Below are 18,154 nucleotides of genomic sequence, written 5' to 3'. Positions count from 1 at the left end.
TATTTTATCCTAGTTTCAATTCTGATGGTTTCTTAGGATTAGGGTTGATGACAATACTTTCAACTGAACCATCTTTTAAATTGATAATCTTATTAGCCATCGCTTTCATAGAACTATCGTGGCTAACCATCACAATTGTGGTGTTATATTTTTTATTTGTGTCATACAAAATTTGTAAGACAATCCCTGCTGTTTTTTCATCTAGAGCACCAGTAGGCTCATCAGCAAAAATGATGTCTGAGTTTTTTGCTAGAGCTCTTAAAATAGATACACGCTGGCGTTGTCCCCCTGACATTTGTGCAGGATATTTATTTTTAACTTCAGTTAAATCAAAATAGTCAAACATCTTATTAATGTCAAGTTTTTTTGCTTTATCCTTTTGTAGATATGAACCTGTCTCGACATTATCATAGCCTGTAATATTTTCTAGCAAGTTATATGATTGAAAAATAAAAGAAACATACTTTCTTCTAAATAGAGTTAATTTATTGTCACTTAAATAAGGTAAATTAGTGTCACAAACAATCACATGTCCTGCTGTTGGTCTATCTAGCCCTGAAATCAAGTTTAATAGTGTTGACTTACCTGAACCTGATTTACCATAGAGCATGGCAAATTCGCCCCGTTTAATAGAAAAAGAGGTGTTTTTTAAAACAGGAGTTACTAAATTTCCGTTGATGTAACTTTTAGTTACACCAACAACATCGATAATATTGCCACTACGATTAGGAGTTGCAATATACTTATCCTTTGGTCTTTTCTTATCGTTAGCTCTTTTAAACTTTCTTAAGTTTTTCTTGCTAACTGTAATTTCTTTATTAGCACCTAAAGAAATTTCTTCAGTTTTGACAAAGGTATTTTTTTCTTTCTTTTTAAAAAACATTTAGGCTCTTTTCATGATCATGATCGGTTTTATTTTATTAATTCAAATTCAACTTAAAGTGGACATGACTAGCAAGATTAAGATAATTGCTACCATTGTCAAGAGGATATGTCACCAGACAATTGTAATAGGTAAGGCTAACGATGAAGACGAGATCAATATCCTATTAAAAATTGCAATTGCACCTATTGAAATAAATGTGGCGACCGTGATTGCGATCCCAATTACGGGAGCAAAAATTGCAAAAAACAGTCTAATTTTTTCCCTAGTATTGTACCCTAAAATTGAGAAAAGGGCTATATTTCGCTCGTTTTCACTAATCATAATGTTGGTGATAATAATCAAAATTATGACTGAGATTAAAATACTTGCAATGATAACGTTATTTAAAACGTTGTTAATTAGACTTGTTAAATTACCTGTAAACCCACTTTCAATATCCTTACTAGTGATCTCTGTTACAAGTGTTGAATATAACGAATTTTCATAAAGGCTAGCATATTTATTTAATGCTAAACTGATATTGTTTGGGTTAGCTTTTACTTCTGCTAATGAATTTACATTATCAAGATCTAATCATCTAATGATTTCTGATTCAGTCACACCTTTAGATTGTAATGTTCCACTTGCTCCAAAGATATAATCAAAAACTTGGTTTTGATTATCAAAATTGAATCCCGTTAAGGCTGGCATATAACCTGAGGTTGAATATAGAGAAGAACTAGCAGTAACTTGATCAGGGTTATCACGTTTACTTAAAATTCCATTAAATGCTTGTTGAACCGAAGTTGAATCAATTCCGATTAACTTATTAGCAATTTCTTGTGAAGTTACAAACTCATCATTAATATAAGTAGCATTGATTCCTACAACTCTGAATTTGACATTTGTATTAATGTTTTGATTCTTAATTTGTGAAATAAATCTTTGGCTATGATTTGTAATATGAGCATCAAAAGTTGAGCCTACTCCTAGGTGAAAACGAGCAGCACTAACTACGTTAACAATTACTGGATAAACGTTTTCTTCATCTGTTTTAAAGTTAACAACATTGTCCATTAAATTATTACCATATTCATCTTTAATAGTTAAATATGTTGAGTTAGGTTTGTATCCATTTATCTTAATTGCACTACCATCTAAATTGGATGAAACATAAGTAAATGTTTCATCAAAACGGTCATCAAAAAGTACTCCTTGGAAGATGATTAAATAATCACTTAAATTTTGATTTCTAAATAATTTTTGATAAGCTGAAATTAAAAATTGGCGATATAAATCTCTAACTTTATGAGTAACATTACCACTATCAATATATGTTGAATCTGAAGTAATTGATTCAGGTATATATCTTTTTTCTAGAGCATTTCAACGCTCATAAAAAATACCATTTGCACCATTTAAATCTGCGTAATAATTGAAGTAATTTAATGGTCTTTCAATTGAGCCAAAATAGCTTCTATTATTTTCATCATTAACTAATTTAATTGTCGATTCATCATCTCATTGAGTCTGAGAAAGTAATGGTCCTATTTTTTGTGTGATCTCATCTATTCTAGTTTTTTGTGTATCAGGTAAAACATTATAAGTTAATTCTCAAGGGTTAACTTTAAGCCCAATATTAACTGCAACGCTTGCTCCATATTTAGTAACAATTTTTGAATTAGCAATTGTTGGAACACCATTATTTGAAGCATTAATTGTTCCGTTAGGATTTAATTCTCCATTGACTGCAATTGAATATCCTGGAGCAAAATAATCGTTATATTCTAGGTTAGCTTCACCTGCATAACCTATTGGCATATAGAGTGAATTTTCAAGTGAATTTGCATTCGTTTGATTAATTAATCCACCTTCAGTTGTGGGGCTTGTTAAATCGACTTTATAATTATAATGACGGTCTTCATAAGTCTTAGCAGCAGCACGTGAAAAGACGTTGCTTGAAGAGATCGAAATCATGATTACAACACTAGTTAAAATAAAGGAAATTGTTAATCAAAATAGTTTGAAAAAACTATTCATTAATAATGAAATATTATATTTAGTTTTTATGTTTCGTTTTCTAAAACGAACATAAAATCAATTTGTAAACGAATTAATTTTAACTTCAGAAATACCTGACATTAAGTCAATACTTTTTGTTCTAAGTTGTCATAATGCAATCAAAATGATGAAGGCTGACATGGCTAAAATAGGAAGGATAATTGTTAATATAAATGAGCCAAAATTGAAAGTTTGTAAGGTAGTTGGAATCGACCAATAATTAGAGAATAATTGAATCACATAAGACTGTAAAAAGTGACCTGAAATATAACCTAAAACACCACCTACAACAGCCGTAATTAGGGCAAAAGTGGTTAATGATAAAGATATTTGCATTGGTGTATAACCTTGCGAAATTAGGATACCTAAAACAGTTGATTTTTTCTGAATGTATCTGCGAATAACGAAGATGAACACAATACTTACTAAGACAATTAAAATGATTAAAGAATATAAATTAAAATTATTAATTGCACGAATAATTGCACGTGGTGCACGTATTCTTAAAGAACGTTCTGGATTAAGTGGATCTACTTGATTTGCAAGGTATGATTTTTGAATTGCTGTTCCATCACCTTGTTGACTTGATCTTGTATATTGGTTAATTTCATCCACAATTTCTTGATCGGTTTTTGCTGTTTCATTTTTAACTAACATGAAGGTTTTTACAGCACCAGATGCAAATGATTTTACACGGTCAAAACCTTTTTGATTTAGGTATACAACTGCTTGTGTAGATGTATCAACTTGAATATTATTTTCATCAATAACTGGATAGATAAAATCCGATGTTGTTTCAGTTCCGATGATGACAAATTTTGATCCACCAACATTTAAAATTCAATTAGCTTTTTCATTAGCATTTAATCACTCTTTGAAGGTCAATGCATCAGTTGGAATGTCACCTTCATAGACTGCTAAATTATTATTTTTTAAATAAGCAAAATTTACTTTAGCTAAATATGATGAAGCATCTTCAAAGACAATTAATGAATTATTTCTTTGCTCATAAGTGATTGTATTTAATGCATTAAAAATAAATTCTTTTATATTTAAACCAAAAAATTTATTTTCATCAGAAGCTGCTCCTTCTGCAGAAATTCCAATTTTATTAAAATAATCTATGTCCATTAAAATGGTTGTAATTTCATTAGTTTCTGCAGGACTAGACATCATTTCATCTGGGAAAATCATTGATGTAATTAAGTCTAATTCTTCGTTAGTTAATTCATTAAATTTAATTATTTTATCGTTTAATAAATAAGCTAAATTAGCTCTGTTTTTTCTCTCTTCTAAAGTTGCATCTTTACTAATTTTTGAATCACTAGTAAATCAAATTACAGCTTGAGGTAAAACAGTGGTTCCAAGTGAATTAAGTAAAAAAGATGTGATGTTAATTCTATCTAAAAGGTCACTTGTTTTAATGCTATTTTCAATATTAAAAGTTAAAATTTCTTTTAACTTTTCATCACGATTAAAAATAGAATTTGCACCATTAATAATACCTAAAAATGAACGTCTACTTGTTGATGTAAAAATTTCAAAAGCGTTAGGATTATATTCTAAAAGACTCGCTAATAAAGCAAGCATTGAAACAAATGATTGTTGATTTTCATTGATTGCGTTTTTACTTTCATCACTTAATGAATTTAAAAAATCCATTAGTGATTGATCAGGTTTTGCAACATCAAATAATGACTGTGTTACTTTTCTATTTGCTGCTAAAGCAAGCGAAATATTAAAGCCACCTAGATTAATATTTTGAGCAATATCGTTATATAAATTTTTGCTATTGATTGTATTTAAAAAACTAGAATTAAAAGTAATAGTATTATTATTTTTTGTTGCGTTACTAAATAAAGCAATTAATTTATTGTAGTCACTTTCATATGTTGCAGCATCTTTTGATTTTAATTTTAAGTAAACTAAAAATTTAAATAAGTCAACAAATGATTCACCGTAGCCATAATTTATGCTTCCATCAGGATTAGTTGCAGTAACTGGATTTGCCTGTAAAACTTGATTTCTAGCTTGTTTATAAACTTCGTTATCAGGTTCGCTTGATAATAAAATGTTTGTTAAAGAAGCAAAATTAATGAAGTTATTATCAAAGGCATATAAACTAATTAAAGCATTATATGAACTAATATAACTTCTAATTTCTTCATAGTTTTCCTTTGTAAAGTTAGTTATAAAAGGGAATTGATTTTTTAGAGTTTGAATATCTGAATTAGTCAGAGTTGATGTTAAAGTCCTTGCTGAAATTAAATTTAATTCGGCAAGTAAATCATTTGTGCTTACTTGAAGCTCTGTTAAAGCAGATAAACTTGCTAGACCTAACTTGTTGTCGTTTTTTAATAAAGGTAAATAACCTGCAAGATCATTAAATTCTCCTGCATCTGATAAATTCAATAACTTAATAATGGCATTTTTAACTAAAATGTCATTATTAGAAACTGTTAAGTCTGATGAAATTTTAGTTGCTGCAACAATAAACGAAGATAAAACATCGGTTGTTTTTACACCAAAATAACGATAAGGTTTTTCATCATCTTCTTGAAAAAAATCAACTCATTTTGCACGTGATTCTAATTCACTTATGAATACATCTAGGTTGAAAATATTGATTAATTCAATTAAACCTTCACTAACATTTTTGTAGTTATTACCTGCATTGATACTTTTAAAAACTGCTCTTAAATTTGCTAAATTTGACTTATCAACAGAAAGTTTAGAATAAATTGAACTATCTAATTCTGGGTTTAAGATTTTATTAAAATCTATATTATTTACGATAGTTATCAAACCGTTTTTGATCTCATTTTGATTAGCATTTCTAATAAAAGGTACTAACATGTTGAAATCAGAAATTAGATTTTCTTTGCCATCAACGGTTTTTTGTCAGTTTTCACTATATCAATTTCTGATTTCAGCAATTGCTGAATCAACATCAAAACCATTAACAATTGTCATTAAGCCGTCAATCATTGCGATTGGGTCAACTGTGTAATTTAATATATCTTCAATTGTGATGTTCAAAGGTAAAATTGATAATAAATCAGCTCCAAAACTTTTAAAAACTTCTAATAAAGATTCAATTTGTGTTTGGAAATATTGCTTTTGAGCATCTATTCCACCTTGTTCTTGAATCATTACCTTCATGCGACTTAAAATATTGTTAATAAAGTTTTGGAAAGTATGAGAACCATAATTATGGTTCATATAGTAAATTATGTCTATATAGAACTTAGGAAAAACATTTGAATTTGCTTTACCTACTGAAAGTAGTTTTTCAATTTGATTCGCTTTAGCAGCGACTGAAGCACTATTGATAAAAATTTCCAGAAATTGTTCTGTAAAAAAGCCGTTTTCATATAGAGCACTATTTCTAATTGCTTGTGTTACGTTATTAGCAATTGTAGGAAAGTTACCTGTAGTCAGGATTTCATTTAAAACTTCAGGGTAAGGAACTCTAGCAACAAGCGGCAAAGTAATTCTGTAAGAATTATCAGGATCTGTTCTAGCTCAAGCACCATTGATTGTTTTAGAATCAATGGTTAATTTATTATTAATAAAGAAACTAGTCAAAGCCTGCATATCCATTGCTTCTTGAGGTCTAATAATTCAGTTGTTATCTTCTTTAACAACTGCATAAAATTTATCTTTTTCAGAAATTACACCTTGATTTTGCAAACTGGTGGTTTGTTGTTCTTTAGTAACAACAATTTTTTGATTAGGTAAAGTTGAAACAGTACCATCGGGGTTTTCTCTTAAAACAGGTTCATATAGAACTGTAGTTACTAAATAGTTAGGATCTAAATAGTAATTATAAAGCACTCTTCTTGTTAAAGATGCAGAAATATTGGAATCTAGTTCATCACTTTTGAAGAATAAATCATCTTGTGTGAATTCAGTATTTAACTTTGTGGGGTTAAAATATTCATTATATAAACGCCCTACATTTTGATTAACACCTTCAATAGTAAAGTTTTTATCTCCTGTATTGACAAAAGCATAAGAAACACTTTTGTCTTTATTTTTATCAATTTCGGTGTGAGAAATGGTTTGTCTAATTCCAACGTTTTCAGCACCAACTTTCTTGATGACTTCATCAATTAAAGCTTTTTTAGTAATTGTTTTTGATAAATCAACAATAATTGCTAGCCTTTGGTTAGCAATATCGACATTGACTAATTCAGAAAATTCTTTAGCATCTAAATTAAGTGGGTCGCTAATGTGCTCAATTTCTGCAATTGATGTTTCATTTTGATTGTGATTTACAATTGAAGATTGTAAATCTTGGCGAGTTAAAACAACCTTATTTGTTGAACTTAAAACACCGTTCAAATAAATAACTTGAACTTTTTCTCAGTAGTGAAATGATTCAATTAATTTCTTTTGTTCATCATTCTGTAAGATAGATTCAATTGCTTGTAAATAGTTACCACTTCATCCAGTTGTATCATTTGGATCATAATTTAATTTATAGTTGTGTTGTAGAAAACGTTGTTCAGAACGCATCTTTTTAATATTTTCAACAGAAATACCATAGCTTCCTGGTAGGACTTCATAGTATCTATTTGAGGTATGATCAATAACTGCATTACCTAAATAAGATAAAGAAAAACTACCACTCATTTTTGTAGCGAAACTAATAGTTGTTCTATTAGTTTCAACCTGCACACTAGGTGTTAATTTGATCTGTGGAGTTATATTTGAATCTAAAAAATAGTAGCCACTATTTGCTTCTCTTTCACTAAAACCTAGTAAGCGTGCTAGGTTTTGTGAATCAATAACATAGAGTTCTCCTCTACTTTCTCATTGATGTGCTTTAGCAGTATCGGTTGTTGCTTCTTTAGTAACAGCGTTTATAAATAAAGAGCCTAAATTACTTAAAAAAGCAACGTTATCCTGTCCTGTATTAATTCTAGAAACTAAGTTTAAATTAGTTTCTTTATCAAAAGTAAAGACATCACTACTATTAATAGTATTATTAATAGTTTCTCTGACATATTGCTCGCCAACTTTGTTGTACAGAGCAATTGAATAACCTAAATCAGAAATAATGATCTGATTATCTGTATAGTTGATTGAAATTTGTTCAGTATTTGCAACTGAATTATATAAGTCTTTAAAAACTGTGGCATTAATATATTTATTAATGGGTGCGGCAGGAAAAAGTTCTGTGGCTAAAATATAGTCACCTGAAAAATCTAAAAAGTTAGTTTCTGCAGAAGGGTTTGTTAAAGAATAAGTCGTTACACTTTCATTAAACGTTCCTTGTGAAGGAGTACGTCCAGCACTTTCAACTGATAAATCCACTGTTAAATCTTGTAAACGGCTGACACTAGTATATGAATCTAGTTGGCTTTGATAGGCATTACGTACATCTCAAAAAAGAGTGAAGATTAAACTTGATAGGAAAACAAGGACTGAAATACCAATGACAACAACCTTGCTATTTTTTATCGAGCGAAAAATTTCCTTGAAAAGCCTCTTCATAAATAATATCTCCTGCTTAAAAGTTTTACCTTTAAGGGTTACTACATTTTACTAAAAAATCTTATAAGCAAGCGAAAAAATATTTTTCCTTATTTTTTAAAACTTGAAACTTTTTCAAGTTTTAAATAGTCTTTATTTAACGCTTTAAAAGTCTGTAAAATCTTAAAAAATTAAAAAACCTGTCTTTGAAAGACAGATTTTAGTGTTTTTTGTTATTCAGTTGTTTCTGAGATTAGATCATCTAAAGATTTTTTTTCTGCTGCTTTTTTAGTTTCTTCTTTATTTTCAGGAGGTAATTGTAAATGTTTTGCAATATAGTCGATTTCTTCAGCTACAATGGTTTCATTTTTAAGCAGAGCTTCTTTAATAAGTTCTAATAGTTGAAGGTTTTCTTTAATAATTCTTAAAGCTTCTGTTTCACCTTCAGAAATCAATTTACGAACTTCGACATCGATTTCGTGAGCTATTTTTGATGAGAAACTACCTTTAGCAATATCTCTACCCAAGAATGGATTTTCAGTATCTTCTTCATACTTAATAGGTCCTAGAGGTGACATACCTCATTCAGTAACCATTCTTCTAGCTATTTTAGTTGCTTTAGCAAAGTCATCTGCTCCGCCTGTAGAGACGTTGTCTTTTCCGTAGATAATTTCTTCAGCACTACGACCACCCATAAATGAGGCGATCATTGCTTTTAATTCCTTTTTAGAAGCATTATACTTTTCAGTTTCAGGAAGCATTAAGTTATATCCACCTGCATTACCGCGGGGAATAATAGTAATTTTTTGAACTTTATTCCCTCCAGCCATTTTAATACCAACAACAGCGTGTCCTGCTTCGTGGTAAGCAATTGAAGTCAGTTCTTCTCTAGAAATAACTCTATTTTTCTTAGCTGGTCCAGACATAACACGGTCAATACCTTCATCAATTTGTGATGTAGTAATAACACCTGTTTTTTCTCTAACAGATAATAAAGCTGCTTCATTAACAACGTTTTCTAATTGAGCACCAGAAAATCCTGGAGTTCTTTTAGCAACTCTTGATAAGTCGATGTCTTTTGATAAACGTTTACCTTTAGCATGTAGTTTTAGAATTTCTTCACGCTCTTTAATATCAGGTAAACCTACTAAAATGTTTCTATCGAAACGCCCCGGCCTTAATAAAGCAGGGTCAAGCACATCTGTTCTATTGGTTGCAGCCATGATTAGAATTCCAGAGTTTTCTGTAATTCCATCCATTTCTACAAGGATTTGATTCAGAGTTTGTTCTCTTTCGTCATTTCCTCCACCAATTCCTGAACCACGGCTACGACCGATAGCATCAAGCTCATCAATAAAGATAATTGCGGGGCTTTCTTTACGTGCTTCTTTAAACATTTCGCGCACACGTTTAGCTCCAAGCCCTACGTATAATTCAACAAATCCTGAAGCTGAAATGAAGAAGAAGGGAACATTAGCTTCACCAGCTGTTGCTTTTGCTAATAAAGTTTTACCTGTTCCAGGAGGACCTCCTAATAAGATCCCTTTAGGAAAACGTGCACCACTTGCTGAATATTTCTTAGGATTTTTTAAATAGTCTACTAATTCGGCAACTTCTTCAATTGCTTCTGAATTACCAGCTATATCTTTAAAAGTTTTATCACTCTTAATAAGAATAGCTTGGTTTTTCCCTGGATTGAATAATCCACCACCAGCACCGCTTTGTGCAGACATTTGGATTCTTAAATAGAAAATAAATAGCGCAGCAATTATTAAGATAGGTAATAAACTTCTAAAAATTGATAATGCAGGGTTTTCAGGTAAAGCTGAAAGAGCACCTAGCGAATTGTAATTTGCTCCACCACCATTTGAATTAACTGATGTACTTGCTGACTGCAAGACATTTCATCAAAGTGTTGTTGCAGTTGTTCCGTTTCCAATTTGGTCAGCGACTGCTTGACCAATTTCTGCAGTTGTATAGAATTGGAAGATTTGGCTACTTGCTCCAACTCGATATGAAAATGTTTGATTACCACTAATGTATGTAACAATCAGATTTTGATATTGATTTTGGAATTGAATCTGACTAAAATAAATATCGTCAGTTGTGCTTCGGGCTGCATTAATTAAGTCATTTTGAAACTTACTTGCACTTTCAATTGGGTATCTGTATTCGATACTTGTAAAATGCATAACAAGCCCTCAAATAATTCAAGCAGCAACAATGATTAAGAAAATTGCTCAAAATCAACTGAATTTTAATTTTTTCTTTGGATTTTTCATTACGCTCCTGTTTTTTTATATAAGTCTAGTATTTTAAAACGGTTTAAATTATATATTAATTAACTAATTTTTAAAGTTTTGTTTTTTTTATACAAGAAATGATTTTTATCGATTTTATAGCTTTTGCTTTCGTTGTTGAAAGCCACTACATAACCAACCATACTTTCAAGTTTTTGATTAGAAAGGTTAACATTTTCTAGGTTCTCATAAATAAATTTAAATAATATTTGTTTTTGTTTTTTAGCACTTTTAAAAAACTGAATTGAATAATTTTCGCCTGATCAATTATTATAAATAGAATCGATTTTTTTATTTTCAAAATATTTTAAAAAGTTTCTAAAAAATAATTCAATTATTAATTTAATTTTTAAAAAATAATTCTCTGAAATTATTTTGTTGTTTTTGTTTCTCGTATAAATATCTAAATCATTAGATTCATCGTGACCAAAAATAATTTTTTGTTTAACCAATTTTTTAATTATAAAACTTTTGCTGAATTTTAATAATGGTCTTTCTATAATCATATTTTTAAAAATTCTTTGTTTTTTAATTCCTCAAAACGAAGGGTTTCTTTTTTTGTTTTTTTGTCACAAATAAGTTGCTAAATTATCATCAATATGATGAGCAACATATAATTTTTTAAAATCATATTTTGTATACAAATCAGAAAAAAAATTATATCTAATTTCCCTTGCTCAATTTTGAAAATTGGTGTTTTCAAAATCTTCTGATTTATATATTTTTGGATCAATAGTTTTTATAAAAAGTTTTATATTATTTTCATAGCAATAATTTTCAACTATCTTTTGATCACGAATTGCTGTTTCTCTTTTTGAATAATTAACATGAGCAACTGCAATTTTTTTGCTGCCATGTTTTTTAAAAAGATGGTTCAAAAGATACATTGAATCAGGACCACCAGAAACAGCGATTAAAAACATTATTCTGCCTTTTTTAAATCTTTAAATCTATCAACTACAACCTTCATATCATTAAATATAAAAGTTAAAATATTCTCACTAACTGCATCAATTACTTTATTAAATTTTTCTCTTTCACCAGAAGCAAAAGGACTTAAAACATGATCTGTCATTGATGTATCGGGTTGACCAATTCCAACTCTAATTCTTTTAATTTCTTCGGTGCCTAATTTATTAATTATATCTTTGATTCCTTTTTGTCCTGCGCTACTTCCCCTTGGTTTGAAAACAGCTTGTCCAACTTTGAAATCTTTGTCATCATAAACAATTAAAATTTCGCTTATATCAATATTATAAAAATTTTTAATAGCAACAACAAAATCGCCAGAGTTATTCATATATGTAGTAGGTTTTGCTAATATAAAATCTTTTTCTTTGCAAAAAACACCATTAAATTTTTCTTTATTAAAACTCAAATTTAATTTTGCTGCAACAGAGTCTAAAACCATAAAACCTGCATTATGCTTGGTGTTTTCGTATTCTTTTCCAGGGTTTCCTAGTCCAACAATTAATTTCATTTTTTGCCTCTTTCTTTTAAATATTTTTCTCTTAAATTTGTATCAATTATTTTATCTTTTAAATTTGGAATTAAATTATTTAAAAAATAATTTAAGTCTCCTACTAAAATAATTTTTTCTTTAGCCCTTGATAATGCTGTGTATAAAAGTTTCTTTTCATTCATAAAAGCATACTGTCTTGAAACTGGAAAAATAACTGTATCAGTTTCGCTTCCTTGATATTTATGAACTGTGTTTGCATAAGATATTTCAAGATTTTTAAGAGCTTGTCTTGTGTTTTTGGTTAATTCAATTTTACTTTCTTCTTTGAAAAAATCTACTATTATTTTTTCATTTTTTGGATTCTTTTCATCTTTAATTATTTTAACGATTTTACCAATTTCACCATTAAAAATTTGTCTATCATAATCATTGACCATTTGCATAACTTTATCACCAACAGAAAATTTTCTTTTATTTAAAACAAGTATTTCTTTTTCATCTTTTTCTTGTTTTATTCTCTCATCTAAAAGTTCATTAAATTTATTTGAACCAAAATCTTTATTTCTTAAAGGTATAATAATTTCTTTGTCAAAATTATTTGTATCTCTAGTTTTATTCATATAAATATCTATTAACGTTTCGAATAATTCATCATCGCTTGATTCAACAAAAAACACGTTTTTTAAATTTGTAAAATTAATACTTGAATTATTGATATGATTAAAAAAATCAAATACATCTTGTTTTGTTTTGCTTCTGAAATTTTCTTTTAATTTAGAAACATTTTCAGGAAAAAGATTAATTAAATCTTGCATTAAATTTCCTGAACCAATTGCAGGTAATTGATTTTCATCGCCTACGAAAACAATTTTTTCTAAGTTATCTAATTTTTCTAAAACATCATAAAGAACATTAAGTTCTACCATACTAAATTCGTCGATAATTAAAAATTTGACAAACCCATAATCAAACTCATCTTCATCTTCTTTTGCTAACAGATCGAAAAAACTATGAATTGTTTTACTTCTATAATTAATTTTTTGAGAAAGTTGTGAAGATGCTTTTCCTGTTGGTGTAACAATTGCGATTTCTGATTCAGAATATAATCCATTATCTAAAACTTGATTTAATATTTCTTTTATTATTGTGCTTTTTCCTGTTCCAGGAAAACCTGAAATAATTCAAAAATTATTTTCTAAACTTTTGCTAATAGCTTCTCTTTGTGCCTTAGAATAAAAATTATTACTAGATGTATCTTTTCATAAAATAGGCGTGTTGTCATCTTCAGAAATTTTTTTAATTTTATGATAGATGAACATTTCTTTTTTGTAAGTTTCGATTCTTGTTACTCTTTCATTATCTATTTGAATAATTATTTTTTTATTTAATAAATCATAAAAAATGTCGTCGCTTTCATCAAAGTCTACCTCGTGATTATTTTTGATATCATCAATTATTTTAGTTTTTTTTAAAATTGTGTCATTATTTCTTTCTAGTTTTTGAAGTGAATTGTTTATAACTTCAAATCTTCTTAAATCACTATCGAAATCACCTCACATAACATCTAAATAAAATTTATCTAGATCAGCGAATCAAAAACTACCTGGAAAAACTTCTTTTAATCTGTAAGGATTGTTTAATGAAAAAAAGTTTCTTTTAATTGAATTTGAAATATAGCGAATTGCTCGTAAATACAAAAAAAAGAAGTTATCACCAAAATCTTCTTCGTATTTGCTTAAACCTGTATATTTAAGTAGATTTTTTACTTCTTTATTTTGAAATTTAGAAATTTCTTCCTTTTTAATAAGCCTTAGTTTATTTATGGCTGCCACAACATAATCAAAATATGCCCCTTTTTTTCTATCAAAATCACTTTTCGCCAATTTTTCTTTGTTGTTCCAAAACGACTCATCATCTTTAACTCAAATTAATATTCCTTTATCTTTTGAAAAATAACTATTTTCCTTTTCGTTATCTCACTCAAATTCTAAAAAATAGTAGGATTTATTAACAAATAATTCTGCATTATTTTCTGTTGATAAATTAATTGTTAATTTTTCCTTATTTTCGTTTGAAACTACCAAAAAGTTGTTTTTTTGATTAATTTCTTCAATAAAAATTACTTCTCTCATATTTTCCTTTGTTGATAAGTATGTTGATAAACCATTGTAATCAATTTATTTATTAACATTTTTATGTTGTTCTAAATTTATTAATTAAAATAAAGTTATGAAAAAAATAGACATTAATAAAGATTCGTTGTCTGCTCAGACAGATATTTTAAAAAAACATCTTCAAAACAGTTTGAAAGGTGATGCTTTCTTTATTAATAATATTTTAAATTCATTAAAAGTTGAATCAGTAAATGATAATTTTGTGTCAATTGTTTTAAGTGATGAAAATGATCAAAGTGTTTTGGAAAATTACCTTAATAAAATTTCTCCTTCGGTTCGTGAATTATATGGCGATTCATATGATTTTGGAACTATTCTAACTGATGACAAAATGAAGATTACAAAATCTAAAGAAAAAAAGATTGCTCAACTAAGTGAAATAAAAAGAAGTTCCTTAAGATCTTTAAACCAAAAAAATATTTTGTCTAACTACATAATATTACCTTTTAATAAAGATATTCATCATTCAATAAATAAAATAATTGAAAACGATTTTAATTATAGTTGTTTATATATTTATGGTGAAAGCAGTTTAGGTAAAACTCACGCTATGCAGGCTGTTGCTTTAAACTTTTTGGAAAGTGAAGATAAAAGTGTAATTTACTTACAGTCTAATTTTTTTGCCCATTATATAGCTAAAAAATTGCAAGAAAATAATAACGATGTTAAATTGGAAATTCAAGAAGAATTATTTGATGCAGATTTATTAATTTTTGATGATTTTCAAACTTATTTTCAAGGAGATAAAATTCAAACATTAAATTTTATTTTCGGTGTAATTGATGAAAGAATCAATGCTTCAAAAGTTACAGTTTTTGTTTCAGATAAAAATATTAGATCACTTCCACCAATGGATGACAGGATGAAAACTAGATTACTTAGTGGTTTATCAATTGAATTAGGTTTACCATCAATTAATGAGTATCGAGAGATTTATAAATTTAAAATTTCAAAATCTAATTTGTCTAAATATAATATTGATGAAGATGCAATTGAGTATTTAATTCGAAATACAACTGGTAAATTTAGGGAAGTTGAAGGATTTATTAACAAATTAGATTTTGCAGTTTCTCGGCTTGAAAAAAATATTTCAGAAATTACTTTACCTTTTGTAATTGAAAATATTGGTATTAAAGAAGTTGAGCAAAAAAATATAACTCCTGATAGGATTATTAAAATTGTTGCTGATTATTATAGATTAAAAATCGGTGACATTAAAGGAGAAAGCAGGAAACCTGAATTATTTAAAGCTCGTACAGTTGCAATGTTTATGATGAGAGATTTATTAAAAATGACTTTAGAAAAAATAGGATCATATTTTGGTCGCAACCATGCAACTGTAAAAAATTCCTTATCAGTGTTTGAAAAAGATTTACAGTCGGTGCAAACAAAAAGAACTTATGAGCAGTTATTAACAAATGTTCGTAAGCCTAGCTAGCAGTTTAATCAACATCTTATTTAGATTAAAACACCTTATTATAGGGGTTTTTAGGAACTTATTAACATATCAACAACAATTAATATTAATTATTAATTAGAAAGTAGAAATTATGAAGATATATGTAAAGAAAAGAAATTTCTTAAAATTTTTGGATAACAATTTTAGGATTGTAGATCATGGAAACACTAACATGTCTATGAGAGCAATTTATTTTGATGTCTTAAGTGATAAAATTATTGCAACAACAACTAACAATGAAATGTCTATTCAAAACATTATGGATCTTGACAATATTAAAAACCGTTCTGAGGGAACAGGAAGTTTTTTGGTTTTGGCAAAAAACTTGAAAGCTATTTTAAATTATTGTGATGAAGATATTGCTTTGACAATTAAAAACAATTCTTTAAATATAACTTCTGGTTCATATGTAACAGATATTAGTTTATTGGAGACAGAAAGTTTTCAAGAAATCAATTTTGTTTTACAAAGTAATAAATTCGATTTTGAAAGTGAATTACTAATTAATGCAATTAAAAAAGTTGGTTACATTGCTATGAATCATCCTGCAAAAGAAGATTTAATTCTTTCATCATTAAATCTGAATTATGCAAATGGAAAACTTGAAATAATTTCAACTGATAAAAAAAGAATTGCGATGGAAACGAGAAGTATTAATTACATCGAAGAATTTAATATTTCTTTACATTCAAAAACAATTAGATATTTACAATCTTTAAGTTTTGAAAAAACAATTGAAATATATCCTGGAAGTTATGAATTAAAAATTAAAAATGGCCGTGAAATAATTAAGACGAAAATTGTAAATTTGCCTTATCAAGACTTGTCAACAAATAACCCTTTTAAATGAGAAATGGATATCAGAATTGAAATTGAAAAACAGCACTTAATTAATTTAATTGATAAGGTAACTGTTTTAAACGATTCAAAAAATAATATAGTTAAATTCAAAATTGAAAACCGTGAAAACCAACAATCGCTTGGTTTATCTTCGTATATTAGTGAAGGTGGAAAATTCGAAGTTAAAACTGAAAGTGTAAAAATTCACGGCGAATCTTTTACAGTTAATTACAATGCTCAATTTTTAAAAGAAGCATTAAATGTTTTTAATGGTGATATAGATTTATTTATCAACAAAGCAAGAGGTGCTTTATTGATTGTTTCTGCAGAGTATCAAGAAAATAGGCAATTAATCGCTTCAGTTAAGGGTTACTAATGAATATTGAAATCAGAGGTAACGAAATAAAAGTTGGTCAACTTTTAAAAAAAATCGGCGAAATCCAAACAGGTGGTGCTGCTGAAGTTTTTCTAACCAAACATGTTGTTAAGGTCAATGGTAAAAGAACTATGAGTCGTGGTTCTAAAGTTAGAGATAAAGATATTGTTTGAATTGATGAAAAACTTTATAAGATAGTTTCAATTCCTGAATAAGATTTTTATTAAAAAAATTACAAAACGACAAAAAAGTTATAAAATAGAGTTATCAGGGGTGCTAGTAATGGCTGAGAATATACTCTTTTGACTGATACAGGTAATGCTGTCGTAGTTAGATTTTTTTATTTTCAATTCATTTTAATTACTCCTAGAAAGGAGTAATTTTTTTGTCTTTTATCGAGTTAAACAATATTTCAGCATCATATAAAAACAGTAAAGAAGAATTGCTGAAAAACATTAATTTAAAACTAGATAAAAATGAATTTATAGCAATTATAGGCTCATCAGGGGCTGGTAAGACATCTTTATTTAATCTATTAATTAATCACTTAAAAATCACTGAAGGAGATTTTTTAGTATATGGAGAAAACATTAAAAAGTTTTCTAAAAATGATCTTAAAAAATATGTAAAAAGTTTTGCTTTTTTAAATCAAAGTCCTAATTTAATTTTTGAAGATGATGTTTATAAAAATCTTAAAAGATTTTATAACTTACAAGAAAATAAATTTTTTAGATTCTTCAACATCATCACAAAACAAGATTTTGAAAATATTAAAAAAATTTTAAAAACTTTAAGTATTGAGGATTTTATATTCACACCTGTAGGTAACTTATCTGGTGGTCAAAAACAACGAGTAGAACTATCTAAGATATTTTTACAAAAACCACAAATCATCTTAGCTGATGAGCCTACAACAGGTCTTGATGTCAATATTGCTGAAGATGTGATCAACGCTATTAAATACGTTGCCACAACTGAAAATATTTTAACCTTAATCAATATTCATGATTTGGGTTTAATCAACAAACAAGTCTTCACCAAAGTGATTGGTCTTAAAAATGGAATCATTTTTAAGACATGAGAAATCGACGATTTTTCTATTGATGAAGCAAAAAAAATATACCAAAAGGAATAAC

At 28.0% G+C, this 18,154-nt stretch carries 10 protein-coding genes and 1 riboswitch; of the genes, 4 read left to right on the top strand and 6 right to left on the bottom strand.

What is annotated here, in order from left to right; translation table 4 throughout:
* Positions 1-4: 4 nt before the first annotated feature.
* From CJJ23_RS03275 to CJJ23_RS03250, 6 genes are all read right to left on the bottom strand, one after another.
* Positions 5-883 (bottom strand): ABC transporter ATP-binding protein, encoded by an 879-nt coding sequence (locus CJJ23_RS03275; RefSeq protein WP_084232473.1) that lies wholly within the window; start codon positions 881-883, stop codon positions 5-7.
* Positions 884-8,428 carry an ABC transporter permease gene (locus CJJ23_RS03270; protein WP_095334935.1) on the bottom strand — a complete coding sequence of 2,515 codons (7,545 nt, stop codon included), beginning with the start codon at positions 8,426-8,428 and terminating at the stop codon, positions 884-886.
* 212 nt (positions 8,429-8,640) lie between these two features.
* On the bottom strand, positions 8,641-10,689 hold the full coding sequence (gene ftsH, locus CJJ23_RS03265; protein ID WP_095334934.1) for an ATP-dependent zinc metalloprotease FtsH: 2,049 nt from the start codon (positions 10,687-10,689) through the stop codon (positions 8,641-8,643).
* A 59-nt stretch (positions 10,690-10,748) separates the two neighbouring features.
* Complete coding sequence (gene tilS, locus CJJ23_RS03260) at positions 10,749-11,630, bottom strand: tRNA lysidine(34) synthetase TilS (RefSeq protein WP_095334933.1); 882 nt, start codon at positions 11,628-11,630, stop codon at positions 10,749-10,751.
* Positions 11,630-12,187, bottom strand: coding sequence for an aminoacyl-tRNA hydrolase (gene pth, locus CJJ23_RS03255; RefSeq protein ID WP_095334932.1), 558 nt, complete (start codon positions 12,185-12,187; stop codon positions 11,630-11,632). Before pth ends, tilS begins: the two co-directional genes overlap by 1 nt.
* Positions 12,178-14,301 carry an ATP-dependent DNA helicase gene (locus CJJ23_RS03250; protein ID WP_095334931.1) on the bottom strand — a complete coding sequence of 708 codons (2,124 nt, stop codon included), beginning with the start codon at positions 14,299-14,301 and terminating at the stop codon, positions 12,178-12,180. The genes pth and CJJ23_RS03250 overlap by 10 nt, the downstream gene beginning before the upstream one ends.
* Positions 14,302-14,398: 97 nt before the next feature.
* Here CJJ23_RS03250 and CJJ23_RS03245 point away from each other — a divergent pair, with 97 nt between their 5' ends.
* From CJJ23_RS03245 to CJJ23_RS03230, 4 genes are all read left to right on the top strand, one after another.
* Positions 14,399-15,781 carry a DnaA ATPase domain-containing protein gene (locus tag CJJ23_RS03245; protein WP_095334930.1) on the top strand — a complete coding sequence of 461 codons (1,383 nt, stop codon included), beginning with the start codon at positions 14,399-14,401 and terminating at the stop codon, positions 15,779-15,781.
* Between the two features lie 112 nt (positions 15,782-15,893).
* The gene (locus tag CJJ23_RS03240) at positions 15,894-17,018 is read left to right on the top strand and encodes a hypothetical protein (RefSeq protein WP_095334929.1); all 1,125 of its coding nucleotides are present in this window, start codon (positions 15,894-15,896) and stop codon (positions 17,016-17,018) included.
* Positions 17,018-17,233 (top strand): RNA-binding S4 domain-containing protein, encoded by a 216-nt coding sequence (locus CJJ23_RS03235; RefSeq protein WP_084232489.1) that lies wholly within the window; start codon positions 17,018-17,020, stop codon positions 17,231-17,233. Before CJJ23_RS03240 ends, CJJ23_RS03235 begins: the two co-directional genes overlap by 1 nt.
* Positions 17,234-17,277: 44 nt before the next feature.
* A riboswitch (TPP riboswitch) is annotated at positions 17,278-17,368 on the top strand.
* Positions 17,369-17,403: 35 nt separating this feature from the next.
* A complete protein-coding gene (locus CJJ23_RS03230) occupies positions 17,404-18,153 on the top strand; it encodes an ATP-binding cassette domain-containing protein (protein ID WP_180738021.1) in 750 nt (249 codons plus the stop codon).
* Position 18,154: the final 1 nt, after the last annotated feature.

Source organism: Mycoplasmopsis agassizii (assembly GCF_002276225.1).
GTDB lineage: Bacteria > Bacillota_I > Bacilli_A > Mycoplasmatales > Metamycoplasmataceae > Mycoplasmopsis_B > Mycoplasmopsis_B agassizii_A.
Note: the sequence above shows the minus strand (reverse complement) of the source record. Positions and strands in the feature narration are given on the sequence as shown.